The sequence below is a fragment of the Mycolicibacterium psychrotolerans genome, from assembly GCF_010729305.1.
Lineage (GTDB): Bacteria > Actinomycetota > Actinomycetes > Mycobacteriales > Mycobacteriaceae > Mycobacterium > Mycobacterium psychrotolerans.
In genome coordinates, this window is the sequence record NZ_AP022574.1 from 1,574,313 (window position 1) to 1,599,870 (window position 25,558).

The following is a 25,558-nucleotide window of genomic DNA, read 5'->3' on the forward strand; positions in this document are numbered from 1 at the left end:
TGTCAGATCTTAGGCTGCTCGCCGTCGCCGATCAGCAGCCGCATCGCCAGATCGAGGCGCTTGCTCACGTCGGTCGCCGAGGCGCGGCGGGTCAGCCACGCGAGCAGGTTCGACAGCCACACATCGGAGATCACGCGGGCGATGTGGTACTGGTCCTCGGTGGGTTCGCCGTCGCTCATCGCCCGGGCGAACATCGAGTCCATCAGCTTGCCGACGTAGTCGACCTCGCCGGCGGCCGACGCGTCGGCGAACACGAAGGCCCGCGTCATCGCCTCGGTCAGCAGCGGGTTGCGCTGCATGGCCCGATTGAGCTTGCCGACCATGATGTTGAGCCGCTGATACGGCGTGGCGCCGGCGGCCAGCACCGAGCGGTCGGTCTTGGCGTCGATGCGCTCGAACTCGCGGCCCAGCGCGGACACCAGCAGGTGCACCTTCGACGGGAAGTAGCGGTAGAGCGTGCCGACCGCGACGTCGGCCCGTTCGGCCACCGCCCGCATCTGCACGGCCTCGTAGCCGCCCTTGGACGCGATCGCCAGGGTGGCGTCCAGGATGCGTTTGCGGCGCTCCCGCTGCGCCTCGGAGCCCAGTTCGGATTCGGCCAGCACCGCGACGTTCATCACCTGACGGGGACGGGTGTCCGATCCCGCGGCGCCGGCGCGCGGCGACGTGCCTGCTGACGACTCAGACGACCCGGACATGCGGTTCGTGGCTCCTTCGGTGTGCGGTGCAACTGCTGAAAACGATACGCATGCCGGCCGGAGGTTTCCCACCGCCGCACTGTGTCGATCACGACAGTGGTCTGCTGCGATGGCGTTCGACTTGACGGTCGAACGCTGGCACTATTAGAACACGTTCTAGTGCGAAGCACGCTGTTCTCACCCAAACCCTAGGAGTCACGGTGTCTGCGACTATCACCGACGAGCAGGCCGCGGCGCGGGAACTGGTCCGGAGCTGGGCGTCGGGGTCGGGGTCCGTCGACGCGGTCCGCGACGTCGAACACGGCGCTCCCGACGCGTGGCGCGGGCCCTATGCCGCACTGGCCGACCTGGGGATGTTCGGCGTCGCGCTGCCCGAGGAGCACGGCGGCGCCGACGGCACCGTCTCCGATCTGTGCGCGATGCTCGAGGAGGCTGCGGCCGCCCTGGTGCCGGGCCCGGTGGCCACCACGGCGCTGGCCACGCTGGTGCTCGGGGACGCCCACGCCGAGTGGCTCGGGCAGCTCGCCTCCGGTGAGCGCACCGCGGGCGCCGCGCTGAGCGCCGACGTGACCGTGGCCGACGGCACGGTGTCCGGGACGGCGTCGGCCGTGCTCGGCGCCACGGCCGACGGACTCCTGCTGCTGCCTGCCGGCGACGCGTGGGTGCTGGTCGACGCCTCGGCGCCGGGCGTCACCGTCGAACCGCGCAAGGCCACCGACTTCTCCCGCCCGCTGGCGCGGGTGGTGCTCGACCACGCGGCCGCGGTGCCGGTCGCGCTCCCGGCCGCACGGGTGACCGACCTCGCGGCGACGCTGGCCGCGGCCGAGGCCGCCGGGGTGGCGCGCTGGCTGCTGCAGACCGCCACCGAGTACGCGAAGGTGCGCGAGCAGTTCGGCAAGCCCATCGGCAGCTTCCAGGCGATCAAGCACATGTGCGCCGAGATGCTGCTGCGCTCCGAGCAGGCGTCGGTGGCCGCGGCGGACGCGGCCCGCGCCGCGGGCGAATCCGATGATGCCCAGCTGTCGATCGCCGCGGCGCTGGCGGCCTCGGTGGGCATCGAGGCCGCCAAGGCCAACGCCAAGGACTGCATCCAGGTGCTCGGCGGCATCGGCATCACGTGGGAGCACGACTCGCACCTGTATCTGCGGCGGGCCTACGGCCTGGCGCAGTTCCTGGGCGGCCGGTCGCACTGGCTGCGCCGGGTGGCGGCGCTGACCCAGCAGGGTGTGCGCCGCGACCTGCAGATCGACCTCGCGTCGGTGGCCGACCTGCGGCCCGAGATCGCTTCTGCGGTGGCCGAAGTCGCGGCCGCGCCGGTCGACCGGCGGCAGCCCGTGCTGGCGGAGACGGGTCTGTTGGCGCCGCACTGGCCGCGGCCGCACGGGCGCGGGGCCGGCCCCGCCGAGCAGTTGCTGATCGACCAGGAGTTGGCCGCGGCAGGCGTCACCCGGCCCGATCTGGTGATCGGGTGGTGGGCCGTGCCCACGATCCTCGAACACGGCAGCGCCGAGCAGATCGAGCAGTTCGTCCCGGCGACGCTGCGCGGGGACCTGATGTGGTGCCAGTTGTTCAGCGAGCCGGGCGCCGGCTCGGACCTGGCGGCGCTGCGCACCAAAGCCGTTCGTGCCGAGGGCGGTTGGAAGCTCACCGGGCAGAAGGTGTGGACCTCGGCGGCGCAGAAGGCGCACTGGGGGGTGTGCCTGGCCCGCACCGATCCCGACGCTCCGAAACACAAAGGCATCACGTACTTCCTCATCGACATGAAGAGCCCGGGCATCGTGATCCGGCCGCTGCGCGAGATCACCGGCGACGAACTGTTCAACGAGGTGTTCTTCGACGACGTCTTCGTGCCCGACGAGATGGTGGTCGGCGGCGTCAACGACGGGTGGCGGCTGGCGCGCACCACGCTGGCCAACGAGCGCGTGGCGATGGCGCAGGGCACCGCGCTGGGCAATCCGATGGAGGAGCTGCTTCGCGTGGTGTCCGAGTCGGATGTCGATGACGCACAACGGGATCGGCTCGGCGAGCTGATCGTCACCGCGCAGGTCGGTTCGCTGCTGGATCAGCGCATCGCCCAGCTCGCTGTCGGCGGCCGTGACCCCGGGCCGCAGGCCAGCGCCCGCAAGCTGATCGGCGTGCGCTACCGCCAGGCGCTCGCGGAGTTCCGGATGGAGCTGTCCGAGGGCGCAGGCGCGGTGGAGAACCAGCAGGTGCACGACTTCCTCAACACCCGCTGCCTGACCATCGCGGGCGGCACCGAGCAGATCCTGCTGACGATGGCGGGGGAGCGGCTGCTCGGCCTGCCGCGTTAGCCGAACCGGGTCTGCGCGCAGGCGGACGGCGTGGTGAGGTTCACCCCGCCGTAGACGACCTGGATCTGGGAGCAGGCGATGAAGTCCGCGTCGGTGGCCGGCAGGCCGGTGCGCCACTGGATGGGCACCGAATCGCCGTCGGCGGTGAAGCGGGTGATGGGCCCGCCGCCGAAGTAGGTGATCGACAGCTCGACGTCGTCGAGGGCCCGGTACATCTTCGACAGCACGTTCTCGTGGTTGGCGCCCTTGAGCTCGCGCGGGTTGCCCGACGGCGCGCTGTACCAGGCCTGCTGCCAGACGTCCTTGCTGGAACTGCGCAGCGTGACCGTCTGACGCGCCCACGTGTCGCCGGGGAACCCGGTGGGACCCTCTCGCGTCAGCATGCTCGCCGTGGTGGTGAAGAAGCACCGAGCCTGGGCCGCATCGCAATTCGCCGACACCTGCATCTGGATCGACGTGGCGGGGTCGACGGGGATCGAGGACGTCTTCGTGTCCGACGCGGCAGTCGCCGTCGCCGGGTGGACGAGGACCGTGGTCAGCAGTGCTATCCCCAGTGTCCTGGCGCCTGCTGCTGCGAGCCGGTTCATCCTGGCAAACCTATCCGCTCGTCACTCGTCATAGGTCACTTCGACCGAATCCGAGAGCGGGTGGGCCTGACACGCCAGGATCAAGCCCTCGTCGAGATCCTGGTCTTCGAGCACATCGTTGACCTCCATCTCGATCTCGCCGGACTTCTTGACCACCGCGCAGGCGCCGCAGTGTCCCTCGCGGCAGGAGAACGGCGCATCGAGTCCCTTGTCCAGCAGCACGTCGAGCAACTTCGCCCGCCTCGGCCAGGACACCTCGTGGGTGGTGCCGTCCAGCGTCACCACCGCGGTCGCCGGGCCCTCGTCGCTGTCGTCGTCGGCGATGACCACGGCGGCGAACGGGTCGGACTCCAGCGACTTGAACACCTCGATGTGGATGCGTTCGGCGGGTGATCCGCAGGCGGTGAGCGCCTCCTGCGCGGCCGCCATGAAGGGCGCGGGACCGCAGAGGAAGGCCTCCCGCTCGCGGTAGGGCGCGAACAACTCGGCGAGCGCGGCCGCACTCGGGAGCCCCTGCACCGATTCCAGCCAGTGCACGACGGTCAGCCGGTCGGGGTACTTGGCCGCCAGGTCGCGCAGCGCGGCCGCGAAGATCACCGACGTCTCGTCGCGGTTGGCGTAGACGAGCGTGACCTTGCCGCCGCCCTCGGCCAGCGCGGACTTGAGGATGGCCATCATCGGGGTGATGCCGCTGCCCGCGGCCAGCAGCAGGAAGTCGGTGTCGAGCGTGCGGGGGACGAACGTTCCCGACGGGGCCAGCACGTGCACGCGCATGCCGGGGTGGGCGTGGTCGCACAGCCAGTTCGAGGCGTATCCGTCGGCGGTGCGCTTGACGGTGACGGTCATCGGGTCGCCGGTGGACGGCGAGCTGCACAGCGAGTAGCACCGGGCGACCGAGCCTGTCCGCTCGCTGGGCACCCGCAGCGTGAGGAACTGGCCGGGCGCGTAGCGCAGTTTCTCCTCGGGCACGGGTGCATCGGACGGCGCGGTGAACACCAGCGAACGGGCGTCGGCGGTCTCGTCGATCACCTGCGCGATCTCGAGTTCCAGCACGTGGTTGCCCAAAGGCTCGTCGGTCACAGTCGACTCTCTCTTCCCCACCGTCGGGCGTTCATAACTAGAACAGGTTACAGAAATGCATGTGTGCTGGTCCAGCGGCCACAGGACACCGCTACTCGACACAAATCGTAACGTGTTCTAATCTTTGGGCAGGTCCCTACACCCGGGAGGCACAACAGTGACGTCCATTGAACAGCGCGACGTGCAGTCGGTTCTAGCCGGCATCGACGATCTGCTGCCGCGGATCGCCAAACGCGCTCCAGCCGCCGAGGAACTGCGGCGCCTTCCCGATGAGACCGTGGCCGAACTCGACGAGGTCGGCTTCTTCAAGCTTCTGCAGCCCGAGCAGTGGGGCGGCCTGCAGTGCGATCCGACGGTTTTCTACGAGGCCGTCCGGCGCATCGCCAGCGCCTGCGGGTCCACCGGATGGGTCTCCTCGATCATCGGCGTGCACAACTGGCACCTCGCGCTGTTCGACCAGCAGGCCCAGGTGGACGTGTGGGGCGACGATCCCACCGTCCGGGTGTCGTCGTCCTACGCGCCGATGGGCGCGGGCACGGTCGTCGACGGCGGCTACCTGGTCAGCGGCGCCTGGCAGTGGTCGTCGGGATGTGACCACGCCACGTGGGCGTTCCTCGGCGGCCCGGTGATCAAGGACGGCCGGCCGGTCGACTTCGGCAGCTTCCTGATCCCGCGGGACGACTACCGCATCGACGACGTGTGGAATGTGGTGGGGCTCAAGGCCACCGGCAGCAATACCGTGGTGGTCAAGGACGTGTTCGTCCCGCGGCACCGGTTCCTGTCCTACAAGGCGATGAACGACGGCACCGCGGGCGGCTACCAGACCAACACCGCGCCGGTCTACAAGATGCCCTGGGGCACCATGCATCCGACGACCATCAGCGCGCCGATCATGGGCATGGCCTACGGCGCCTACGACGCGCACGTCGAGCATCAGGGCAAGCGCGTGCGTGCGGCGTTCGCCGGTGAGAAGTCCAAGGAGGATCCATTCGCCAAGATCCGGATCGCCGAGGCCGCCAGTGACATCGACGCCGGTTGGCGTCAGCTGATCGGCAACGTCGGCGAGGAGTACCAGCTGCTGCACGCCGGCCAGGAGATCCCGTTCTCCCTGCGCGCCCGTGCCCGCCGCGACCAGGTGCGTGCCACCGCGCGTGCGATCGCGTCGATCGACCTGTTGTTCGAGGCGTCGGGTGCGACCGCGCTCAACCTCGACCAGCCGGTGCAGCGGTTCTGGCGTGATGCGCACGCCGGCCGGGTGCACGCGGCCAACGAGCCCGAGCGCGCCTACCTGATCTTCGGCAACGACGCGTTCGGCCTCCCGCCCCAGGACACGATGGTCTAGATGACCTCGTTCGCCGCGGAAGCTGCTCAGCAGCAGGAGATCACGTTCGAGTCGACCTCACGCTATGCGCAGGTCGCCGACGACATGAGGCTGCACTACCACGAGGCAGGCGACCCCGAGTCGCCCACCGTCGTGCTGCTGCACGGTGGTGGCCCCGGCGCGTCGAGCTGGTCGAACTTCAGCCGCAACATCGGGGTGCTGGCCCGGCATTTCCATGTGCTGGCCGTCGATCAGCCCGGCTACGGGCACTCCGACAAGCACACCGAGCACGAGCAGTACAACCGCTACAGCGCGACCGCGCTGCTCGGTTTGTTCGACCACCTGGGCATCGAACGTGCCGCGCTGGTGGGCAATTCGCTCGGCGGCGGTACCGCGGTGCGCTTCGCGCTCGACAATCCCAAGCGCGCTGGCCGGCTGGTGTTGATGGGCCCGGGCGGGCTGAGCGTGAACCTGTTCGCGCCGGACCCCACCGAGGGCGTCAAGCTGCTGGGCCGCTTCGCCAACGACCCGACCCGCGAGAACATCGAGAAGTTCCTGCGCATCATGGTCTTCGACCAGTCGCTGATCACCCCCGAGCTGGTCGAGGAGCGGTTCCGGATAGCCAGCACCCCGGAGTCGCTGGCAGCCACCAAGGCGATGGGGAAGTCCTTCGCCGGAGCCGACTTCGAGCTCGGCATGATGTGGCGTGACGTCTACAAGCTGCGCCAGCCGGTGCTGTTGATCTGGGGCCGCGAGGACCGCGTGAACCCTCTCGACGGGGCGCTGGTCGCGCTCAAGCAGATCCCGCGGGTGCAGCTGCACGTGTTCGGGCAGTGCGGGCACTGGGCGCAGCTGGAGAAGTTCGACGAATTCAACAAGCTGACCATCGATTTCCTCGGAGGCTGAAGCCGTGACGATCCGTTCACTGGGTTACCTGCGCATCGAGAGCACCGACGTCGGGGCGTGGCGCGAGTACGGACTCAAGGTGCTCGGCATGGTGGAGGGATCCGGCGCAACCGACGGCGGGCTGTATCTGCGCATGGACGAGTTCCCGGCCCGGCTCGTGATCGTCCCCGGTGAGCGGGACCGGCTGCTGGTGTCGGGCTGGGAGACGGCCAACGCGGCAGGGCTGCAGGAGATCCGGCAGCGCCTCGACGTGCACGGCACGCCGTACAAGGAGGCCACCGCCACCGAGCTGGCCGATCGGCGCGTCGACGAGATGATCGTGTTCGACGACCCGTCGGGCAACACCCTCGAGGTGTTCCACGGTGTGGCACTGGAGCATCGCCGCGTCGTCAGTCCCTACGGCCACAAGTTCGTCACCGAGGAGCAGGGGCTCGGCCACGTCGTGCTCACCACCCGCGACGACGTCGAGACGCTGCACTTCTACCGCGACGTGCTCGGGTTCAGCCTGCGGGACTCGATGAAGTTGCCGCCGCAGCTGGTGGGCCGCCCGGCCGACGGTGCGCCGGCCTGGCTGCGCTTCCTCGGGGTGAATCCCCGCCACCACAGCCTGGCGTTCATGCCGGGCGAAACACCCAGCGGCATCGTGCATCTGATGGTCGAGGTGGAGAACGCCGACGACGTCGGGCTGTGCCTGGACCGTGCGCTGCGCCGCAAGGTCAAGATGTCGGCGACGCTGGGCCGGCACGTCAACGACAAGATGCTCTCTTTCTACATGAAGACGCCCGGCGGTTTCGACATCGAATTCGGTTGTGAGGGGCTCGAAGTCGACGACCACAGCTGGGTCGCCCGGGAAAGCACCGCGGTGTCGCTGTGGGGTCACGACTTCAGCGTGGGTTTCAAGTAGCAGTGTCGGGCGCACCCATCGACCCGCGCACATTCCGCAATGTGCTGGGACAGTTCTGTACGGGCATCACCGTGATCACCACGATGTCTGAAAGTGCCACGGGCGCCGACCCCGTCGGCTTCGCCTGCCAGTCGTTCGCCGCGCTGTCGCTGGAGCCGCCGCTGGTGCTGTTCTGCCCGACCAAGGTCAGCCGCTCCTGGCAGGCGATCGAGGCCAGCGGCCGGTTCTGCGTGAACATCCTGCACGAGAACCAGAAGGACGTCTCGGCGCGCTTCGGCTCCCGCGAGCCGGACAAGTTCGCCGGCATCGAGTGGTCGCTGTCGAAACTGGGGTCGCCGATCATCGGCGGCACGCTGGCCCACATCGACTGCACGGTGGCCTCGGTGCACGACGGCGGCGATCACTTCGTGGTGTTCGGCGCGGTGCATTCGCTGTCCGACGTTCCGAAGAAGAAGCCGCGACCGCTGCTGTTCTACCAGGGGCAGTACACCGGCATCGAGCCGGACAAGACGACTCCGGCCGACTGGCGCAACGATCTCGAGGCGTTCCTGACCGCCACCACCGACGACACCTGGCTCTAGCCGGCGCGCTCGGCGGCCCCGCGCAGCAGGCTGTCGACGATCTCCAGATGGGTGGGCAGCACCCGTGTCCAGAGCGTCCGCGCCACGGGGTTGGCCAGCTGGACGAAGGTGGCGAACTCGACGCCGCCGTCGGTCACTCGCGCCACCAGCTGGCCGGTCAGTCCGAGTAGCGAATCACCCTGCAGCAGAATGCATTCGGCGTCGCGGTGGGCGATGGGCCAGCCGGCGATCGCGTCCGGACCGCGGTGGTGCACCCGCAGCCCCAGCATCGTCCAGCCCGCGGTCAGCCGCGCCCGCATCGCGGCCGAGGGTCCTTCGAGGATCTCCCGGGCCCACTGCTCGGGTGTCCTGCTGTGGGGTTGGTCGGTGGCGAGTAGGTGGGTGTCGACATGGTCGACGCGGTCGAGGGTGCAGCACGCGTGCAGCGTGTCGGTATTCGGTTCCATAGATACAGCACTGTACTGTATCTAACGTGGCGCCACCAGTACGAACATCGCGAGAGCTCTGGATCGACACCGGCCTGGATCTGTTGGCCACCGAGGGGCCCGGCGCCGTGCGCGTCGAGGTGCTCGCGCAACGTCTCGGCGTGACGCGCGGCGGCTTCTACCGGCAGTTCGGCGGTCGCGCGGAACTGGTCGACGCGATGCTGGATGCCTGGGAGCACCGCAGCATCGACGACGTGCGCCGCCGCGTCGAGGCCGAGGGTGGTGATGCGGCCGGCAAGGCGCGCAAGGCCGGAATGCTGACCTTCGCCCCGGACCTGTTGCCGATCGATCTCGCCGTGCGGGAGTGGGCCCGGCGGGATGCCGCCGTCGCGGCCCGGCTGCGCCGGGTCGACAACCGCAGGATGGACTATCTACGGGAACTGATCTCGACCATGTCCGGCGACGCCGGGGACGTCGAGGCGCGCGCGATGCTGGCGTTCTCGCTGGTGATCGGGGACCACCTGATCGCCGCCGACCGGTTCGTCGGCGGACGGGCCCGGGTGCTGCGCGATGCCACGCGGCTGATCCTGGGCTGAATCACACGGTTGTCATTCATCCACAGTGGGGACAACCCTGTGGATGAACGCCGCGATCCTGGCGCTGACGTCGCGGTGCACTGTCTCGTTGAGGATGTCGTGGCGGGCGCCGTCGAACTCGACGAGTTCAAGCGGCGCGACGGTCTCGGCGTAGGCGCGCACGGCGCCGACAGGGGCGATCGGGTCATTCGTGCCGTGGACGGCCAGGGTCGGCACGGTCAGCGTCGGAAGGTCGGCGCCGAAGCGGTCCCAGGCCCGGTCCAGCTCGCGGGTCAGGGCGCGGCTGTCGGCACCGACGAACGCGAGTGGGTCGTTGACGATCGAGTCGAGATAGAAGGGGTCGGACGAGAGCCACTCCGGATCCAGATCGAGCGACGTGTTGCCGTCGAGTAGTTCGCGCACCGGAACCAGCGGGGCGCCGGAGATGACCGCGCCGGGATACCGGTCGCCGTCGGCGAGCGCACGGAACAGCGTCACGACGGCGCCGTACGAGTGGCCCTGCGCGATCACCGGAAGCCCGGGGTGCTCCCGCAGGGCCAGTTCGGTCAGCGCGTCGGCCAGCGCCGAGCTGTCCTCGATGGTGCCGAAGTCCCCGCGATCACCGACGGTGAGGCCGTGGCCGAACTGGTCGACGGCCCACAGGTCGATCCCCGCCGCGTTCAGCGCGAAGCCGTACCGGTGGTAGAGCCCGGAGTGCTCGCCGAATCCGTGCAGGAACACGACCGCGGCGCGCGGGTCGGGCGCGGCCCAGTGCCGGTAATACGCGCGTCCGCGGGAATGCTCGAGGAAAGGCATGCCTCACGCTAACCGCGCGCCGAGCAGGACGTCGCGCTGATCGTTCATCCGCGCGACGATCGCGTCGACGACGGCGGCCACCTCCGGCCGGCGCAGCGTCTCCGGCCGGGTGACCAACCAGTAGGCGAGCCGGATCGACACCGTGTCGGCCAGCACGCGCACCAGATCGTCGTGCCGGTCGGCCATGAAGCAGGGCAGCAGTCCGAGGCCCGCCGCTGCCCTGGTCGCCTCGACGTGGACGAACACGTTGGTCGACGTGACCGATTCGCGCATGGCGGGGGCGAAGCTGGCGGCCAGGTCCAGATCGTCGACCTGCAGCATCGAGTCGATGAAGTACACCAGTGGAAAGCGTTGCAGGTCAGCCACGTTCGCGGGGGGCCCGTGCTCGGCGAGGTAGTCGCGCGAGCCGTACAGGCCGAGGCAGTAGTCGCCCAGGCGCATCGCGGTGGCCCGGTGCACCGTGGGCTCGCCGACAACGACCTCCACGTCGAGCCCCGAGCGCTGCTGGCTGGCGCGCCGGGTGGCGGCCACGATCTCCACCGCCACCTTCGGGTGCCTGCGCTGCACCGCCGCGGCGGCCGGCGCGGCGATGTAGGCCGAGAAGCCGTCCGTCGCCGAGATGCGCACGACGCCCTCGAGCGTGCGGCTGCCGCCGGCGTCGACCGTCAGCGAGCGCACCGCCGATTCGACGGCTTCGGCGGCGGCCAGCGCGTCGCGACCGAGATCGGTCAGTTCCCAGCCGCCTGCCACCCGGGCCAGTACCCGGCCGCCCATCGCCTGCTCGAGTGCGGCGATGCGACGGCTGATGGTGGTGTGGTTGAGCCCGAGTTCCTCGGCCGCGGTGGTGTACCGGCCGGTCCGGCCGACGGCGAGGAGCACCAGGAGGTCGTCCGCGCTGGGCCGCCGGTTCGCGCTCGTCATCTGTGCAGTTTTGCAGATCTCTGCTGCAGTTTTGGTCATTGCTGCGGTGGGTAGCTGCAGGAATACTCACTGACATCTGTGGTCGGCATCACAAAGGAGGGGTGTGGGATGAGCACGCAACACGACTCGGGACCTGCGGGGTCGGGGTCGGTCACGACCGGACTCAAGCGCGTCGTCGCCGCGTCGATGGCGGGCACCGTCGTGGAGTGGTACGAGTTCTTTCTCTACGCCACCGCGGCCACGCTGGTCTTCAACAAGGTGTTCTTCGCCGAGGGCACCAGCGAGGCCAGCGGGCTGATCGCGGCGCTGCTGACCTACGCCGTCGGCTTCGTCGCCCGTCCGCTGGGCGGCGTGGTGTTCGGCCACTTCGGAGACAAGCACGGCCGCAAGAAGCTGCTGCAGTTCGCGATCCTGCTCGTCGGCGTCGTGACGTTCCTGATGGGCTGCCTGCCCACCTACGCGCAGATCGGCGTCTGGGCGCCGATCCTGCTGGTCCTGCTGCGCTTCCTGCAGGGGTTCGCCGTCGGCGGGGAATGGGGCGGTGCGGTGCTGCTCGTCGCCGAGCACAGTCCCAGCAAGGACCGTGCGTTCTGGGCCAGTTGGCCGCAGGCCGCGGTGCCCGTCGGCAACATGCTGGCCACCGTGGTGCTGCTGGTGCTCACCGGCACGCTGTCCGACGAGGCGTTCCTGTCGTGGGGTTGGCGGGTCGCGTTCTGGCTGTCGGCAGTCGTGGTGCTGATCGGGTACTACATCCGCACCAAGGTCACCGATGCGCCGATCTTCGTGGAGGCCCAGCAGGAAGTCGAGCGCGTCAAGGCGGTGTCCTACGGCGTGGTCGAGGTGCTGAAGCGTTATCCCCGTGGAGTTTTCACGGCGATGGGACTGCGATTCGCGGAGAACATCATGTACTACCTCGTCGTCACGTTCTCGATCGTCTACCTCAAGACCCACGTCGGCGCCGACACCAGCGACATCCTGTGGTGGCTGCTGGCCGCACACGCCGTGCACTTCGTGGTCATCCCGCAGGTCGGACGGCTCTCGGACCGCTTCGGGCGTCGCCCGGTCTACATCACCGGCGCGATCCTGGCAGCCACCTGGGGCTTCTTCGCCTTCCCGATGATGAACACCGGCAACTACCTGATGATCATGGCCGCGATCATCCTCGGCCTGATGATCCACTCGCTGATGTACGCCCCGCAGCCGGCGATCATGGCCGAGATGTTCCCCACCCGGATGCGCTACTCGGGTGTCTCGCTCGGCTACCAGGTGACCTCGATCTTCGCCGGGTCGCTCGCGCCGGCGATCGCCACCTGGCTGCTCGGAGATTTCGGCACCTGGGTGCCGATCGCGCTGTACCTGGCCGGGGCCGCCGTCATCACGCTGATCGCCGCCTGGTTCACCCGTGAGACCAACGGCCTGGACCTCGGAGCGCTCGACGAGGCCGACCGCGAACAGCTCGCCAAGGCGGGCATCGCATGACCGAACTCGAGGGCCGGACCGCCCTGGTGACGGGCGGGGCGAGCGGCATCGGCGCCGCCTGCGCACGGGAACTCGCGGCGCGCGGCGTCGCCGTCACCGTCGCCGACATCGACGACGTCGGCGCCAAGGCGCTCGCCCAGGAGATCGGCGGCACGGCGTGGGCCCTCGACCTGTCGGACGTCACAGCGCTGGAGGATCTGCGGCTCGACGTCGACATCCTGGTAAACAACGCCGGTATCCAGAGCATCAACGCGATCGCCGAGTTCCCGCCGGAGAAGTTCCGCACCATGCTGGCGCTGATGGTGGAGGCGCCGTTCCTGTTGATCCGGGCCGCGTTGCCGCACATGTACCGCGAGGGCTACGGGCGCGTCATCAACATCTCGTCGATCCACGGGCTGCGGGCCTCTCCGTTCAAGGTGGCCTACGTGACCGCCAAGCATGCGCTCGAGGGTCTGTCCAAGGTGACGGCGCTCGAGGGCGGCCCGCACGGCGTGACGAGCAACTGCGTCAACCCCGGCTATGTGCGCACCCCGTTGGTGACCAAGCAGATCGCCGATCAGGCCCGAACGCATAACATCGCCGAGGATCAGGTCATCACCGACATCCTCCTCAAGGAGAGTGCGGTGAAGCGGCTCGTGGAACCCGAGGAGGTGGGCGCGTTGGTGGGATGGCTGGCAACGCCGTCGGCAGGGATGGTGTCGGGAGCGTCGTACACGATGGACGGTGGATGGAGCGCCCGTTGACGGCGACGACCGACGTCCCGCAGTGGGTTCCCACCGAGGACGACGTCAGCGGCGCGCGGGTCACCGACTTCGCGCGGTTCGCCGAGCGACGGACCGGTGGCAGCTATCCGGACTACCGTGCGCTGTGGCAGTGGTCGGTCGACGACATCGAGGGTTTCTGGTCGACGCTGTGGGACTACTTCGACCTCGGTGAGCGCGGCTCGACGGTGCTGGCGAGCCCCGAGATGCCCGGTGCGCGTTGGTTTCCCGGCGCGACGTGCAACTACGTCGACCAGGTCGTCCGCAACGCGCGCACTGACCGGCCGGCGATCATCGCGGTCACCGAGAACGGCCCCGACCGCGAGGTGTCCTGGGACGAGCTGCTGGGCCGCGCTGCCGCGTTCGCGGACAAGCTGCGGGCGGGCGGGGTCGAGCCGGGCGATCGCGTGGTCGGCTACCTGCCCAACATCGCCGAGGCGGTGATCGCGTTCCTCGCGACGGCGAGTATCGGTGCGGTGTGGAGCGCATGCGGTCAGGACTATTCGGCGAAGGCCGCGCTGGACCGTCTCGGTCAGCTCGAGCCCAAGGTGCTCGTCGCCGCCGACGGTTATCAGTTCGCCGGCAAGTACCGGGACAAGCGCGACGACGTCGCTGCGCTGCGCGACGGACTGCCGAGCGTGGTGGCCACGTTCTCGCTCGCCGATCTGACCGAGGTCGCGTCGCACGGTATCGACAGCGTGGCCGTGCCGTTCGATCACCCGCTGTGGATCCTGTTCTCGTCCGGCACCACCGGATTGCCGAAGGGCATCATGCACGGCCACGGCGGTGTCGTGGTCGAGCATCTCAAAGCCGTTGCGCTGCAGTCGGACATGGGCCGCGACGACACCTTTTTCTGGCACACCAGTCCCAGTTGGATGATGTGGAACTTCCAGATCGCCGGGTTGCTCGTCGGCGCGACGATCGTCTGCTACGACGGCAGTCCCAATGCGCCGGAACCCGATGCGCTGTGGGGGATCGCGGCCAGGGTGGGCGCGACCGTGCTGGGAACCAGCCCCGGTTATGTGCTCGGCTGTATGAAGGCCGACGCGCGTCCGGCCGGCGCCCACGATCTGTCGGCGCTGCGCAGCGTCGGCATCACCGGATCGTCGCTTCCCGCAGCGTCGTCGCTGTGGCTGGCGGACAACGTGGGTGTGCAGGTGGCGTCGATCAGCGGCGGTACCGATGTGGTCTCGGCGTTCATCGGCGGCGTTCGCACCGTTCCGGTGTGGCCCGGCGAGCTGTCGGCGCCGTTCCTCGGGGTGGCACTGGATGCCTGGGACGAATCGGGCAAGCCGGTGCGGGGTGAGGTCGGTGAACTCGTGATCACCAGGCCGATGCCCTCGATGCCGGTCGCCTTCTGGAATGACCCCGACCAAAGTCGTTATCGCGAAGCCTATTTCGAGACCTATCCTGGCGTGTGGCGGCACGGCGACTGGATCACGATCACCGACCACGGCAGCGTGATCGTGCACGGCCGCTCGGACTCCACCCTGAACCGGCACGGCATCCGCATGGGCAGTGCCGACATCTATCAGGCGGTGGAGAGCCTGCCCGAGATCGTCGAGGCGCTGGTGATCGGCGCCGAGCAACCCGACGGCGGGTACTGGATGCCGCTGTTCGTGGTGCTCGGCGACGGCGTCGACCTCGACGACACCCTGCGCGACCGCATCAATGGCGTGATCCGCACCGAGGTCTCGCCGCGGCACGTGCCCGACGAGATCATCGTCGCCCCGGGCGTTCCGCATACCCGCACCGGCAAGAAGCTCGAGGTGCCGATCAAGAAGCTGTTCCAGGGCGGTGACGCCGCCAAGGTCGTCGAACGCAGCGCCGTCGACGATCCCGCACTGCTCGACTGGTACGTCACGCAGCGTCGAACCTGAGGCCCTTACCGGTAGCGGTACCTGTTGATTGGTGGCCAGCCATGGCGACGCGCGCGCGGCTGCGCGTGAGGATCGAGGAGTCAACAGATCCGACATCCACAGAAGAACGACATGACCACCAGGACCGCCGCACTGGCCACCATCACCTCCGCACTGACAGGCATGGTGATCGCGTTCGCGCCCGCCGCTGCCGCCGACACCACCGCCCTGGCCGACGGGCATCCGGTCGGGGCCGGTCAGAACGTCGGCACCGACCCGCTGATCCCGTTCGGCACGGAACCGATGTCCCCGGTGCGACTGGGCTACGTCGACAGCAACCACGACGAGGCCAACACCTCCAACGGCGGCGTCGACATACCGTTCTGATCCGGCGCATGCTGACTCGGCGGGCCGGCCCGTAGGCCCTCAGAGCCGTCAGGCAGCGTCGAGCCGGACCAGATCGATACCGAGCCCGCCCTCGATCACGCTGAATCGTCGCCAGACCGGCGGTCCGGGCAGGGGTGGTGCGGTGGAGTGGTAGGTGGCGCCGGTGGGGGTTCGGTATTCGGCGGTGTGTCGGCCGTCGGTGTCGGTGGTGGTGGTGGTGGTGGTGACGGTCCAGCCGGGGGCTTCTTTGGTGTAGTTGCAGGCTTCGCAGGATCCTGCCCCGTTGCCCGCGCTGGTCTTGCCGCCCTTGTGGTGCGGTGTGGCGTGGTCGTGGTGGCGGATCGGGGCGTTGCAGTAGGGGGTGCGGCAGGTCTGATCGCGCAGCCCGATGAACGCCGCCAACCCCTTCGGGAAGATCCGCGCCTTGGACTCCATCGCGACCAGTTGCCCGCTGGTGGGGTGCCGGTAGAGCCGGCGCAGCGTGGCTTTGGCGTCCTCATCCTTCACCGCGTCGGACACGAGGTCGCGCACCACCACCGCCGGGACCGGGCCGTAGCCCTGGACCCAGCCCGGGGCGTCGTCTTCCCCGAACAGGGTGGTGTCGGCGAGCACCAGGTTCAGCGCGATCGGGGCGGGTTTGTCGGCGGGCCGTCCGGTGACACGCTGGTAGAGGGTGTCGGTCATGACCTGTCCCCGCGCCCGCCCGTCGCCGGTGGTGTCGGCTTCGCGCTTGAGCGCCGCGTAGACCCCGACGCCTTGGGGAAGCGGCATCAAGAAGGTCAGGTACACCATGCCGTTGGGGGCGCATCGGGTCCAGGCTCCGGCGCTTTGGGCGGCCCGGTTCTTGCGCTCGACGACCGCGGCGGCATCCAGGCGGGCGGCGATCGCCGCGGCGGCGGCCTCGATCCGCGCATTCCCCAACCCCACCAGAGCTTGCTGGTCGGCGCACAGTTCTTTGTCCAGCGCGCGCCGGTCTTCCACGGTCAGGCAGGCCGACTGTTTGACGATCAGGGTGGCCCGGTACTCGGTGAGTACCCCGGACTCCAGGGCGGCCAGGGTGTGTGGCATTTCGTGGACCAGAGCATTGGCCATCCCGAGGTGGGTGTTGCCGTTGACCGGCGCGTCCAGCCGCGCCAGCGCGATCTCCGAGGCCAACCCCCGGCCTCGTTTGCGCGCCGGTATCCCGGCGGCGTTCTCGGCGGCGCGCCGCTTGGCCGCCCACAACGCCGTCGCCCGGGCTTGGGCCGCCGCCGCAATGGCCTTCAGGCGTTCACACCGCTCGACCTCGTCCCGCAACGCCGCCTCCGACGCCTCGGGATCGATATCGAACACATGTGCGAACATGTCACCGACGCTACTCCGGCCCTCCGACAAATGAGGCCTTGGCCGGATCTATGAGCACCGGTGCGAACGTCCGACCAGCCGATCAACGGCGGGGCCGACACACCGTTCTGATCCACGCGATGCGGCCCGCGAACGTTCGCGGCGGCGCATGCTGGCCCCGAGGGGCCTCGAGCGCAGACGGGGGTGGTCGTCATCACCGATCCGGTGCGTGAACAGTTGCACGCGGTATGGGCCGCGGTCGCACCGTCGTGGGGTGAGCATGCCGGCGCCATCGACATCCGGGGCGCCGGGGTGACGCGCGCGATGTTCGATGCCGTCGACCTCGCCCGCGGTGACCAAGTGCTCGAACTCGCCGCAGGCCCGGGCAGCGTCGGGTTGACCGCGGCGGAGGTCGTCGGGCCGGGCGGCTCGGTCGTCGTCTCGGACATCGAACCGCAGATGGTGGCGATCACGGCGGAGCGCGCGCAGCGTCGTGGCCTGGCGAACGTCACGACCCGCGTGCTGGACCTCGAACACATCGAATGTCCGGCAGCTTCTTTCGACATCGTGTTCTGCCGGGACGGGCTGATGCTCGTGCCCGATCCGGCCGCGGCGGTGCGGGAGGTCCACCGGGTCCTGCGACCTGGCGGCCGGGCTGCCTTCGCCGTGTGGGCGGAACGTCGACACAACACCTGGCTGGGTGCGCTCCTCGACGCGGTGACCGCCGAACTCGGCGTGGCGATTCCCCCGCCGGGGATGCCGGGTCCGTTCTCTCTCGCCGAGCCGGGCGTACTCGAGGAACTGTTGAGAGCGGCGGCATTCGCTGAGGTGACGGGGCGCGACGTCGAGACTCCGTTGCACGTGCGGTCTTTCGATGAGTGGTGGTCCGTGGTTCCGGCTCTGGCGGGCCCACTCGCATCGCTCCTGGAGAGCCTTCCCGCGGAGATGACTACGGCAATCAGGACGAGCGCCCAGGCCGACCTCGCGACATTCGCCGGCGCTGACGGCTACGACCTGCCCGGCATGAGCGTCGTCGCAACCGGTCGTCGGCGGAGCACGACGTGAAGACGTGAACGACGGCGAGGGACCGGCCCGGGAGGAGTGTTGCCGCGCCGGCTCGTCGATCGACGACCTGCTGGACCAGGCAGTGGCAGCGATCAACCGCGGCGACCGAGTCGCCGCTACGGCGCTGGCTGACGATGTGTTGGCCGTCGACCACGGGAACGTCGAAGCCGAGGATCTGCTCACCGCACCTGAGGGCGGCGAGATCCGGCGATTGACGATCCTCTACGTGGACCTGGTTGATTCGGCGGAGCTGGCCGACCACGCCGGACTCGACACGTACGGACAATTGGTGAGCCGCTACCACGACGTGGTGGCGCGGACCGTGAGTCGCTTCGACGGCTACGTCGACTGCCCCACCGGCGAGAGCATCCTCGCGGTCTTCGGTCACCCGATAGCCCACGAAGACGATTCACGCCGTGCGGTACTGGCGGGTCTGGAGATCACCGGCGAGGTGGATCGGATGGGCCGGTCCTTCGGGCACCGTTTCGGTATGCGCATCGCCGCACGGGCAAGCATCCACCGCGGGCTCGTCTACCTCGACACCACGCAGAATGACGTCTACGGTCTGGGCGCCAATCTGGCGGCGCGCGTAGCCGGCTTGGCACCTCCCGGAACGGTGGTGGTCTCGGCAACGGTCGCGCCATTGGTAGAGAACATCTTCGAGCTGGCGGCGCGTGAACCGGCGGCAGTGAAGGGAGTCTCCGAGCTGGTCGCCTATTACGAGGTACTGGGTGAACGAGTGACGCAGCCCGTGCACACCGCCCTCGTCGGACGCGACCGCGAACTCGCGCAGTTGCGACGGTTGTGGACACATGCACAGGCCGGCGCATTGATTACCGCGGGCGTGGTCTTACGCGGCGAGGCGGGGATCGGCAAGTCATCGCTGGCGGCCGCCGTGGCCGGACTGGCGCAGGACTCGGGGGCGGTGGTGCTGACGATGGGCGGGTCGGCCCTGCACACCGACGCTGGTCTGCACCCGATCCGTGGTCTGTTGGAAACACGTTGCGACATCACCGAAATCACGCCCCCATCCGAGCGTCTGCGGCTGCTCGAGGCAGAGTTGGTGGCGCTGGGACAAGATCCGGCACGTGACGTTCCGTTGCTGGCGCCGGTGCTGAGCATCGGACCGGAGCACGGTTACCAGCCCGCCGCAGCGGAGGGAGAAAGGCTCTATCACCTTGTCGGAGAAGCGGTTCAGCGCTGTCTGATGGCGTGCCTCGGCCGGGGTCCCGCCCTGCTGCTGGTCGAGGACGGGCACTTTCTCGATCGGTCCACCGTCGAGACGATCGGCTCACTTCTCGTCGCTGCCGACGGCGGACTGCTCGTGGTGGTGACGGGTCGCCCCGGCGCGTGGCTGCCGCCCGATTGGCCGGTGACCGTGCTCGATCTCGACCCGTTGACGAGCGACGAGGCCGACATCCTGATCAACGTCCTCAATCCGGATGTGTCGGCGGATGTCCGGGCAGCGGTGGCCGAGCGGTGTGACGGGATTCCGTTCTACATCGAGCAGGTCACGGCCGGGCTCACCCAAACCGGCGTGCCGGAAGGACTCTACGAGCCCTTGCTTGCCCGGCTGCGGGCGAGCGCCAGCGTGGTGCCGGTCGTGGAGGCGGCGGCATTGATCGGCCGACAGATCGACGCCGACGTGCTGCGCTCGGTGGTCGACCTGAGCGACGATGGGCTCGGCGGCGTCCTCGAGGAGCTCGCGAACGCGCGGGTGCTCGAGCCGGCGGGGCCGAGGGCGTGGCGTTTTCGCCATGAACTGCTTCGCGAGCTCGCTTCGGAGTTGGCACCGCCGACCGTCCGTCGCACCCTGCACGCCAAGATCGCCGCTGCTCTCGTCGGCGGCGTGGGAGGCGAGCCCGACTGGCAGCTGGTGGCCACCCACTACCAGCACGCCGAAAACCACGATGAGGCGGTGTCGGCGTATCAGCGGGCATCGGTGGGCGCGCGTCGGCGCGGTGCGCTTGCCGAGGCACGCGGCTACCTCTCTCGCGCACTTGCTCAGGTCGACGCTCAGCTACCGGGGCCGGACCGCGACAAGCGCGAATTGACGGTGCGTCTGGAACGGGGATTTCTGGCGAGCGCCGCCGAGGGTCCGATGAATCATTCGACATCGCTGGACTTCGAGGAGTGTCTGCGGTTGGGCGGCACGGACGTGCACGACGACGACGTGGTCGGCACGCTGCTTGCTCTGGGCGGCTACTACTTCGCCGTCGGAGATCTGTTTCGGTCTACGGCAGTACTGGGTTCCCTACGCGCGGGCATGAACGACGACAGGGCGTACTTCCGACCGGTGGTCGACGCCTGCCTCGGTGTCGAGGAATGGATGAACGGTGCGTTCGCGGTGGCACGCGAGCAGTTGGAGGAGGCGACGGCCGCGTTCGCCGCTGCGGGGCATCACAGCCTGGAATCGCTGTGGTTCGCCCCGACCGACCCGATCGTCATGGCGCACGGGATCCTCGGTCTCGACCGGATCGCCTGTGGAGACCTTGACGGCGCGCAGGAGCACGTGCTGCTGGCTGCGTGCCGGGCTGACGAATTGAGTTTCCCGCAGGGCCCTTTCAGTCTGGCGTTCACTCGCTTCTTCGAGATATGGGTTCGCATCGAGGCGGGCCAGATCGGGCGTGCCGCCACGCTGGCGGACGAGTTGATCGAGCACGCCGATCGATACGGATTCGAGGTCTGGGCACTGTGGGGTGCCGCTCAACGCGCCGTTGTCGACGCCCTGGATGCCGTCGGCGGCGACGCCGATGTTCTGTCTGAGCTCATCAACCGTGCGACCGCGATTGTCGAGTCGGTCCGCCGTGCCGGACTGAACGTGTTCATCACGTTGTTCGATGGCGCTGTGGCTAGGGTACTGATTGCCGGCGGCCGTAGAGGCGACGCCCGCCTTCACCTCGACACGGCACTCGCGCTGGGCCGCGACATCGGGATGCGCTTCTACGAGGCCGAATTACGCCGTCTTCGGGCGCATACCCACACCGACCCCGATACCCGCCGGGCGGACCTGAGGGCGGCCCTCGACATTGCCCGAGGCCAGGGCGCCCACCTGTATGAATTACGCTCCGCACTCGACGATTTCGCACTGCGGGGGGAACCCGCCCACGGTGCGCTGGCGGCCGTGGGCGATCGGTTCGCGGCAGACAACCCGCTCCCGGAATGGACGCGTTGCCTGGCTGCGCTGACGGCAGTCACTCCGAAGCAGTGATGACGGGCGGCACGGCCATCGCGCCGCGGACGTCACTCGATCGGGGAGCGTTCACCCAGCACGCGATGGTAGATGACCGGACCATCGAATGCCTTGGTCTGCGGAGATGACTGGGCTCGCAAGGCGAAATCGCCCGCAACCAACGCCTTCAGTTCCGATGAGATCACCACTGCACCGGGTGATGCGAGCCCGGAGATTCGCGTTGCCCTATTGGCGGTCGACCCGGTGAAATCGTGATGGGCTCTGTCGAGGTAGACGGGACCGCAATGTACGCCGACTCTGACATCGACGCTGAAACCGAAGCGACGATCGACGTGTTCACTGAGCCGCGATACCTCACGCACGATCTCCAGACCTGCCAGAACCGCGCGACGCGCATCGTCGGAGTGTGCGGTCGGATGACCGAAGACGGCCAGTAGCCCGTCCCCTTTGGTGAAGCCGATACGTCCCCCGTACCGGTCGACGACCTGAAGCACCTGCTCGCGGTAGCGGCCCACCACCATCCGATACGTTTCAGGCTCAACTCGGGCCGACAACGCCGTCGAGTCCACCAGATCGGCGAAGAACAACGTCACCGCCACGATCTCGCCGCCGCCCCCCAGGGGCGCGAGCAGGTCGTCGTCGGCAGAACCGTCGATCACCTCGATATGGTGTCACCCAGATCGCCAAGGTGGTCGTCCTTCGAGATTCACGGCGCGGAGCTCAGGCCTGGGCGGGGTCGGCCAGCACCGGCGCGAACGCCAACTCGGCTGCGCCGATGACGAGCGTCTCGGCTCCGAGCGTGGCGGCGACGACACGGACCAGGTCCCTCGGTCCGCCCATGCTGCGCCGGGACAGTTCCTCGCGGAGCACGCCGTCCGCGTACGCGGGAAAGGCCCGCAGGAATCCGCCGAGGACGATCAAGCGCGGGTTCAGCATGTTGATCGCGTTGCCCAGCGCGACGGCCAGGGCGCGGGCCTGCCGGTTGAGGACGTCGCGCTCCGCGTCGGTGGGGCACGGCGGGGGCGCCGACGGATCGGCGCGGTCCAGTTCGGCGATCAGCCGTGCCAGCGGCGCCTGGGTCACCTCGGTCTCCAGGCAGCCGACGCTGCCGCAATGGCACTGTTCGCTGCCGCCCACATAGGTGTGTCCCAACTCGCCCGCGTAGCCCGCGACCCCCTCGAGCAGTCCGCCGGCGACGACGAAACCCGCGCCGATGCCGCTGGGTCCGCCGTTGACGTAGATCAGATGGCCGGCGTCGTGATGATCACCGAAGAGATGCTCCGCGGTGGCTCCCGCGTTGGCGTCGTTGGCGGCATAGACGGGCAAGTCTATTGCCGTGCTGAGCATCTCGCCGATCGCGACATCGTGCCAGTCGAGGTTGGGCGCCAGTTGGACCACCGACTCGGGCCCGTGCACCAGCCCGGGTACCGCGACCCCGATGGCCGTCAGCGCCGCTCCGCCGGACAGGTCGCGACGCATGCGGTCGATCGCCCCGGTCGCCAGCGCCACGGTGTCCGCGGGGGTCGGCACCCGATCGGTGGGGCAACGCACGGTTTCGAGCACCGCGCCGCCCATCGCGACCACTCCGACACTGACGGCGTCGACCTCCGGTGTCACTGTGGCGGCCAGCACGCGACGGCCGGGGCGCACGATGGGGCTCGGCCGGCCGACCTGGGACACCGACGGGGCGGGCGATTCCTCGACGAGGCCTCGGGCGGTCAACTCCTCGACGAGATCCTTTGTGGTGGAACGGGACAACCCGGTGTGACGGGTCAACTCGGCGCGGCTGAGGGCGCGGTTCCGATGGACGAGGGTCAGGACGCTGGACAGGTTGCGACGCCTCACGTCGTCGGTGCTGGTGCCCATGCGGGCGGCCCGGCGTGCCTCGCTCGGTCCCATGGATGCCCTCGCCTTCGGCCTTGACAGTGGTGCAGACCACATCTTATGTTCGCGCAGAGAACAAAATACACACCCTGGAGCTTTCTCATGACCGTTCTGGAATCCGGTGCCGCCGCCTCAGGTGCACTGGCGCCGACCCCGTCCGACAAATTCTCGTTCGGACTGTGGACCATCGGCTGGCCGGCCAGCGACCCGTTCGGTGTCGCCACCCGGCCCGCGCTCGACGTGGTGGAAGCCGTCGAGCGGCTCGCCAAGCTCGGGGCCTACGGGCTGACCTTCCACGATGACGACCTCTTCCCGTTCGGCAGTTCCGAGGCCGAGCGGCGACGGATGATCGACCGGCTTGATTCCGCGCTGTCGGCCACCGGCCTGGTGGTGCCGATGGTGACCACCAACCTGTTCACCCAGCCGGTGTTCAAAGACGGCGGATTCACCAGCAACGACCGTGCGGTGCGCCGTTTCGCGTTGCGCAAGGTTCTGCGCAACCTCGACCTCGCCATGGAACTCGGCGCCGAGACCTTTGTCCTGTGGGGTGGCCGCGAAGGCAGCGAATACGATTCGGCCAAGGACGTGCAGGCCGCTTTCGAGCGCTATCGCGAGGCGCTGGATCTGTTGTGCCAGTACGTGACAGACCAGGGCAGCGGCCTGCGGTTCGCCATCGAGCCCAAGCCCAACGAACCCCGTGGCGACATCCTGCTGCCGACCGTCGGGCACGCGCTGGCGTTCATCGAGACCCTCGCTCACCCCGAGATGGTCGGCGTCAATCCCGAGACCGGCCACGAACAGATGGCCGGACTGAACTTCATGCACGGCATCAGCCAGGCCCTCTACAGCGGCAAGCTGTTCCACATCGACCTCAACGGTCAGCGCGGCATCAAGTTCGACCAGGATCTGGTGTTCGGCCACGGCGACCTGGCCAACGCGTTCGCACTGGTCGATCTGCTCGAACACGGCGGCCCTGACGGCGGCCCCGCCTACACCGGGCCGCGGCATTTCGACTACAAGCCCAGTCGCACGGAAGACAGTGCAGGGGTGTGGGCGTCGGCGGCGGCGAACATGCGGATGTATCTGTTGCTGCGGGAACGCGCCGCCGCGTTCCGCGCCGATCCCGCCGTCGTCGAAGCGATGACCCAGGCTAAGGTCGCCGATCTACGGACGCCGACGCTCGATCCCGGCGAAACCTATGCCGACCTGCTCGCGGACCGATCCGCCTACGAGGATTTCGACGCCGATTCCTACTTCGGTGCAAAGGGATTCGGCTTCGTCGCGCTCAACCAACTGGCTCTCGACCACCTGATGGGTGCCCGGTGAGCCGCTGGACGTGACGTGCGTCACGTTATAAGTTGCCCCAGATAACAAAACTCGTTCGGAGGCCCACACCGTGAAACGTACGCGCACCCTGCTCACCGCCCTGCTCACGACCACCGTCGTCGCGGTCAGCCTCAGCGGCTGCAGCAGTTCCGATTCCGGCGGCGGGAGCAGCCAGAGCGGCAAAGGCAAGATCGGCGTCATCCTGCCCGACACGAAATCATCGGTGCGGTGGGAGACCAAGGACCGTCCCGCGCTCGAGGCCGCCTTCAAGGAGGCGGGCGTGGAGTACAACATCCAGAACGCCGAGGGCTCGGCCGACCAGATGGCGACCATCGCCGACGGCATGATCGCCGACGGGGTGACGGTGCTGGCCATCGTCAACCTGGACTCCGACAGCGGCGCCTCTATCCAGCAGAAGGCCGCCTCGCAAGGGGTCAAGACCATCGACTACGACCGGCTCACGCTCGGCGGTTCGGCCGACGCGTACGTCTCGTTCGACAACACCAAAGTCGGTGAGCTGCAAGGCCAGGGCCTGGTGGACTGCCTCGGCGGCAAGCCGGCCAACGTGGTGTTCCTCAACGGCTCGCCCACCGACAACAACGCCACCCTGTTCTCCACCGGTGCGCACTCGGTGATCGACGCGACGCCGAGCATCAAGAATGTGGGGGAGCAGGCGGTGCCGGACTGGGACAACGACAAGGCGGTCACCATCTTCGAGCAGCTCTACACCGCGGCCGGCGGCAAGGTCGACGGGGTCTACGCCGCCAACGACGGTCTGGCCGGCTCGGTGATCTCGATCCTGGACAAGAACAAGCGCGCGGGACAGGTGCCGGTCACCGGGCAGGACGCCACCGTCGAGGGCCTGCAGAACATCCTCGCCGGCACCCAGTGCATGACCGTGTACAAGTCCGCGACCGAGGAGGCGGGTGCGCTGGCCAAGGCCGCGATCGCGCTGGCCAACGGTCAGACACCGGAGACCAACAGCACCTCCCGCGACGATCAGGGCAACCGCGACGTGCCGTCGGTGCTGTTGACGCCCAAGTCCATCACCAAGGACAACGTCGACGTCGTGTTCACCGACGGCGGCCAGTCCAAGGACGAGGTGTGCGCAGGCCAGTTCGCGGCGATGTGCTCGGCGGCGGGACTGTAGCCGAC

Annotated in this window: 23 protein-coding genes; 14 read left to right on the forward strand and 9 right to left on the reverse strand. The window is 68.5% G+C overall.

Features of this window, described 5'->3' with window-relative positions:
• Positions 1-2: 2 nt before the first annotated feature.
• Positions 3-698 (reverse strand): cholesterol catabolism transcriptional regulator KstR, encoded by a 696-nt coding sequence (gene kstR, locus G6N45_RS07810; RefSeq protein ID WP_057149333.1) that lies wholly within the window; start codon positions 696-698, stop codon positions 3-5.
• A gap of 200 nt (positions 699-898) precedes the next feature.
• Here kstR and G6N45_RS07815 point away from each other — a divergent pair, with 200 nt between their 5' ends.
• Positions 899-3,010 (forward strand): acyl-CoA dehydrogenase family protein, encoded by a 2,112-nt coding sequence (locus G6N45_RS07815; RefSeq protein ID WP_163721377.1) that lies wholly within the window; start codon positions 899-901, stop codon positions 3,008-3,010.
• Here G6N45_RS07815 and G6N45_RS07820 read toward each other — a convergent pair.
• Together G6N45_RS07820 and G6N45_RS07825 are read right to left on the reverse strand one after the other, a co-directional pair.
• A complete protein-coding gene (locus G6N45_RS07820; protein WP_163721379.1) occupies positions 3,007-3,597 on the reverse strand; it encodes a hypothetical protein in 591 nt (196 codons plus the stop codon). The two genes, G6N45_RS07815 and G6N45_RS07820, sit on opposite strands and share 4 nt — an antisense overlap.
• 21 nt (positions 3,598-3,618) lie before the next feature.
• Positions 3,619-4,677 carry a ferredoxin--NADP reductase gene (locus tag G6N45_RS07825; protein ID WP_163721381.1) on the reverse strand — a complete coding sequence of 353 codons (1,059 nt, stop codon included), beginning with the start codon at positions 4,675-4,677 and terminating at the stop codon, positions 3,619-3,621.
• 157 nt (positions 4,678-4,834) lie between these two features.
• On the opposite strand from G6N45_RS07825, the gene hsaA reads away from it, so the two are divergent.
• Genes hsaA through hsaB form a run of 4 tightly spaced genes read left to right on the forward strand, consistent with a single transcriptional unit; the run spans position 4,835 to position 8,389 of the window.
• Positions 4,835-6,019 carry a 3-hydroxy-9,10-secoandrosta-1,3,5(10)-triene-9,17-dione monooxygenase oxygenase subunit gene (gene hsaA / locus G6N45_RS07830; RefSeq protein ID WP_163721383.1) on the forward strand — a complete coding sequence of 395 codons (1,185 nt, stop codon included), beginning with the start codon at positions 4,835-4,837 and terminating at the stop codon, positions 6,017-6,019.
• The gene (hsaD, locus tag G6N45_RS07835; protein ID WP_163721385.1) at positions 6,020-6,904 is read left to right on the forward strand and encodes a 4,5:9,10-diseco-3-hydroxy-5,9,17-trioxoandrosta-1(10),2-diene-4-oate hydrolase; all 885 of its coding nucleotides are present in this window, start codon (positions 6,020-6,022) and stop codon (positions 6,902-6,904) included. It begins immediately after the preceding gene.
• Between the two features lie 4 nt (positions 6,905-6,908).
• Positions 6,909-7,808 carry an iron-dependent extradiol dioxygenase HsaC gene (gene hsaC, locus G6N45_RS07840; RefSeq protein ID WP_163721387.1) on the forward strand — a complete coding sequence of 300 codons (900 nt, stop codon included), beginning with the start codon at positions 6,909-6,911 and terminating at the stop codon, positions 7,806-7,808.
• A 2-nt stretch (positions 7,809-7,810) separates the two neighbouring features.
• Entirely contained in the window at positions 7,811-8,389 is a 579-nt protein-coding gene (gene hsaB / locus G6N45_RS07845; RefSeq protein ID WP_163721389.1) for a 3-hydroxy-9,10-secoandrosta-1,3,5(10)-triene-9,17-dione monooxygenase reductase subunit, read from the forward strand.
• On the opposite strand, the gene G6N45_RS07850 is transcribed toward hsaB, so the two are convergent.
• Positions 8,386-8,835, reverse strand: a complete 450-nt coding sequence (locus tag G6N45_RS07850; protein ID WP_163721391.1) for a hypothetical protein — start codon at positions 8,833-8,835, stop codon at positions 8,386-8,388. The two genes, hsaB and G6N45_RS07850, sit on opposite strands and share 4 nt — an antisense overlap.
• A 26-nt stretch (positions 8,836-8,861) precedes the next feature.
• On the opposite strand from G6N45_RS07850, the gene G6N45_RS07855 reads away from it, so the two are divergent.
• Positions 8,862-9,410 (forward strand): TetR/AcrR family transcriptional regulator, encoded by a 549-nt coding sequence (locus tag G6N45_RS07855; protein ID WP_163721393.1) that lies wholly within the window; start codon positions 8,862-8,864, stop codon positions 9,408-9,410.
• 12 nt (positions 9,411-9,422) lie between these two features.
• Here the strand turns inward: G6N45_RS07855 and G6N45_RS07860 are convergent, their stop codons facing one another.
• Positions 9,423-10,205 (reverse strand): alpha/beta fold hydrolase, encoded by a 783-nt coding sequence (locus G6N45_RS07860; RefSeq protein WP_163721395.1) that lies wholly within the window; start codon positions 10,203-10,205, stop codon positions 9,423-9,425.
• Positions 10,206-10,208: 3 nt separating this feature from the next.
• Positions 10,209-11,126, reverse strand: coding sequence for a LysR family transcriptional regulator (locus G6N45_RS07865; RefSeq protein ID WP_179965290.1), 918 nt, complete (start codon positions 11,124-11,126; stop codon positions 10,209-10,211).
• A gap of 108 nt (positions 11,127-11,234) precedes the next feature.
• Between G6N45_RS07865 and G6N45_RS07870 the strand changes: the two genes are divergently transcribed.
• The 4 genes from G6N45_RS07870 (at position 11,235) to G6N45_RS07885 (ending at position 15,612) form a co-directional block, all read left to right on the forward strand.
• Entirely contained in the window at positions 11,235-12,605 is a 1,371-nt protein-coding gene (locus G6N45_RS07870) for an MFS transporter (RefSeq protein ID WP_163721399.1), read from the forward strand.
• On the forward strand, positions 12,602-13,348 hold the full coding sequence (locus tag G6N45_RS07875; RefSeq protein WP_163721401.1) for a 3-hydroxybutyrate dehydrogenase: 747 nt from the start codon (positions 12,602-12,604) through the stop codon (positions 13,346-13,348). Before G6N45_RS07870 ends, G6N45_RS07875 begins: the two co-directional genes overlap by 4 nt.
• A complete protein-coding gene (locus tag G6N45_RS07880) occupies positions 13,333-15,246 on the forward strand; it encodes an acetoacetate--CoA ligase (RefSeq protein ID WP_163721403.1) in 1,914 nt (637 codons plus the stop codon). Before G6N45_RS07875 ends, G6N45_RS07880 begins: the two co-directional genes overlap by 16 nt.
• Positions 15,247-15,357: 111 nt before the next feature.
• On the forward strand, positions 15,358-15,612 hold the full coding sequence (locus G6N45_RS07885; RefSeq protein WP_163721404.1) for a hypothetical protein: 255 nt from the start codon (positions 15,358-15,360) through the stop codon (positions 15,610-15,612).
• 48 nt (positions 15,613-15,660) lie between these two features.
• Here G6N45_RS07885 and G6N45_RS07890 read toward each other — a convergent pair whose 3' ends face one another.
• Complete coding sequence (locus tag G6N45_RS07890) at positions 15,661-16,956, reverse strand: HNH endonuclease (protein ID WP_163721407.1); 1,296 nt, start codon at positions 16,954-16,956, stop codon at positions 15,661-15,663.
• A gap of 183 nt (positions 16,957-17,139) precedes the next feature.
• On the opposite strand from G6N45_RS07890, the gene G6N45_RS07895 reads away from it, so the two are divergent.
• The gene (locus G6N45_RS07895; RefSeq protein ID WP_246228914.1) at positions 17,140-18,000 is read left to right on the forward strand and encodes a class I SAM-dependent methyltransferase; all 861 of its coding nucleotides are present in this window, start codon (positions 17,140-17,142) and stop codon (positions 17,998-18,000) included.
• Between the two features lie 4 nt (positions 18,001-18,004).
• Entirely contained in the window at positions 18,005-21,211 is a 3,207-nt protein-coding gene (locus tag G6N45_RS07900; RefSeq protein WP_163721409.1) for an ATP-binding protein, read from the forward strand.
• A gap of 32 nt (positions 21,212-21,243) precedes the next feature.
• On the opposite strand, the gene G6N45_RS07905 is transcribed toward G6N45_RS07900, so the two are convergent.
• On the reverse strand, positions 21,244-21,852 hold the full coding sequence (locus G6N45_RS07905) for an adenylate/guanylate cyclase domain-containing protein (protein WP_246228915.1): 609 nt from the start codon (positions 21,850-21,852) through the stop codon (positions 21,244-21,246).
• A 61-nt stretch (positions 21,853-21,913) separates the two neighbouring features.
• Positions 21,914-23,092, reverse strand: a complete 1,179-nt coding sequence (locus tag G6N45_RS07910; protein WP_163721411.1) for an ROK family transcriptional regulator — start codon at positions 23,090-23,092, stop codon at positions 21,914-21,916.
• A gap of 87 nt (positions 23,093-23,179) precedes the next feature.
• Here G6N45_RS07910 and xylA point away from each other — a divergent pair, with 87 nt between their 5' ends.
• Together xylA and G6N45_RS07920 are read left to right on the forward strand one after the other, a co-directional pair.
• Positions 23,180-24,403, forward strand: a complete 1,224-nt coding sequence (xylA, locus tag G6N45_RS07915) for a xylose isomerase (RefSeq protein WP_163721413.1) — start codon at positions 23,180-23,182, stop codon at positions 24,401-24,403.
• Positions 24,404-24,473: 70 nt separating this feature from the next.
• Entirely contained in the window at positions 24,474-25,553 is a 1,080-nt protein-coding gene (locus G6N45_RS07920; protein WP_048418549.1) for a sugar ABC transporter substrate-binding protein, read from the forward strand.
• The last annotated feature ends 5 nt before the right edge of the window (positions 25,554-25,558 follow it).

Bases quoted from the DNA above. Each gene is read 5' to 3' on its own strand.
- G6N45_RS07910 (WP_163721411.1), bottom strand. From the start codon at position 23,092: ATGGGACCGAGCGAGGCACGCCGGGCCGCCCGCATGGGCACCAGCACC.
- G6N45_RS07885 (WP_163721404.1), top strand. From the start codon at position 15,358: ATGACCACCAGGACCGCCGCACTGGCCACCATCACCTCCGCACTGACA.
- hsaD (WP_163721385.1), top strand. From the start codon at position 6,020: ATGACCTCGTTCGCCGCGGAAGCTGCTCAGCAGCAGGAGATCACGTTC.
- G6N45_RS07870 (WP_163721399.1), top strand. From the start codon at position 11,235: ATGAGCACGCAACACGACTCGGGACCTGCGGGGTCGGGGTCGGTCACG.
- G6N45_RS07820 (WP_163721379.1), bottom strand. From the start codon at position 3,597: ATGAACCGGCTCGCAGCAGCAGGCGCCAGGACACTGGGGATAGCACTG.
- xylA (WP_163721413.1), top strand. From the start codon at position 23,180: ATGACCGTTCTGGAATCCGGTGCCGCCGCCTCAGGTGCACTGGCGCCG.
- G6N45_RS07890 (WP_163721407.1), bottom strand. From the start codon at position 16,956: ATGTTCGCACATGTGTTCGATATCGATCCCGAGGCGTCGGAGGCGGCG.
- kstR (WP_057149333.1), bottom strand. From the start codon at position 698: ATGTCCGGGTCGTCTGAGTCGTCAGCAGGCACGTCGCCGCGCGCCGGC.
- G6N45_RS07865 (WP_179965290.1), bottom strand. From the start codon at position 11,126: ATGACGAGCGCGAACCGGCGGCCCAGCGCGGACGACCTCCTGGTGCTC.
- G6N45_RS07850 (WP_163721391.1), bottom strand. From the start codon at position 8,835: ATGGAACCGAATACCGACACGCTGCACGCGTGCTGCACCCTCGACCGC.
- G6N45_RS07880 (WP_163721403.1), top strand. From the start codon at position 13,333: ATGGAGCGCCCGTTGACGGCGACGACCGACGTCCCGCAGTGGGTTCCC.
- G6N45_RS07860 (WP_163721395.1), bottom strand. From the start codon at position 10,205: ATGCCTTTCCTCGAGCATTCCCGCGGACGCGCGTATTACCGGCACTGG.
- G6N45_RS07875 (WP_163721401.1), top strand. From the start codon at position 12,602: ATGACCGAACTCGAGGGCCGGACCGCCCTGGTGACGGGCGGGGCGAGC.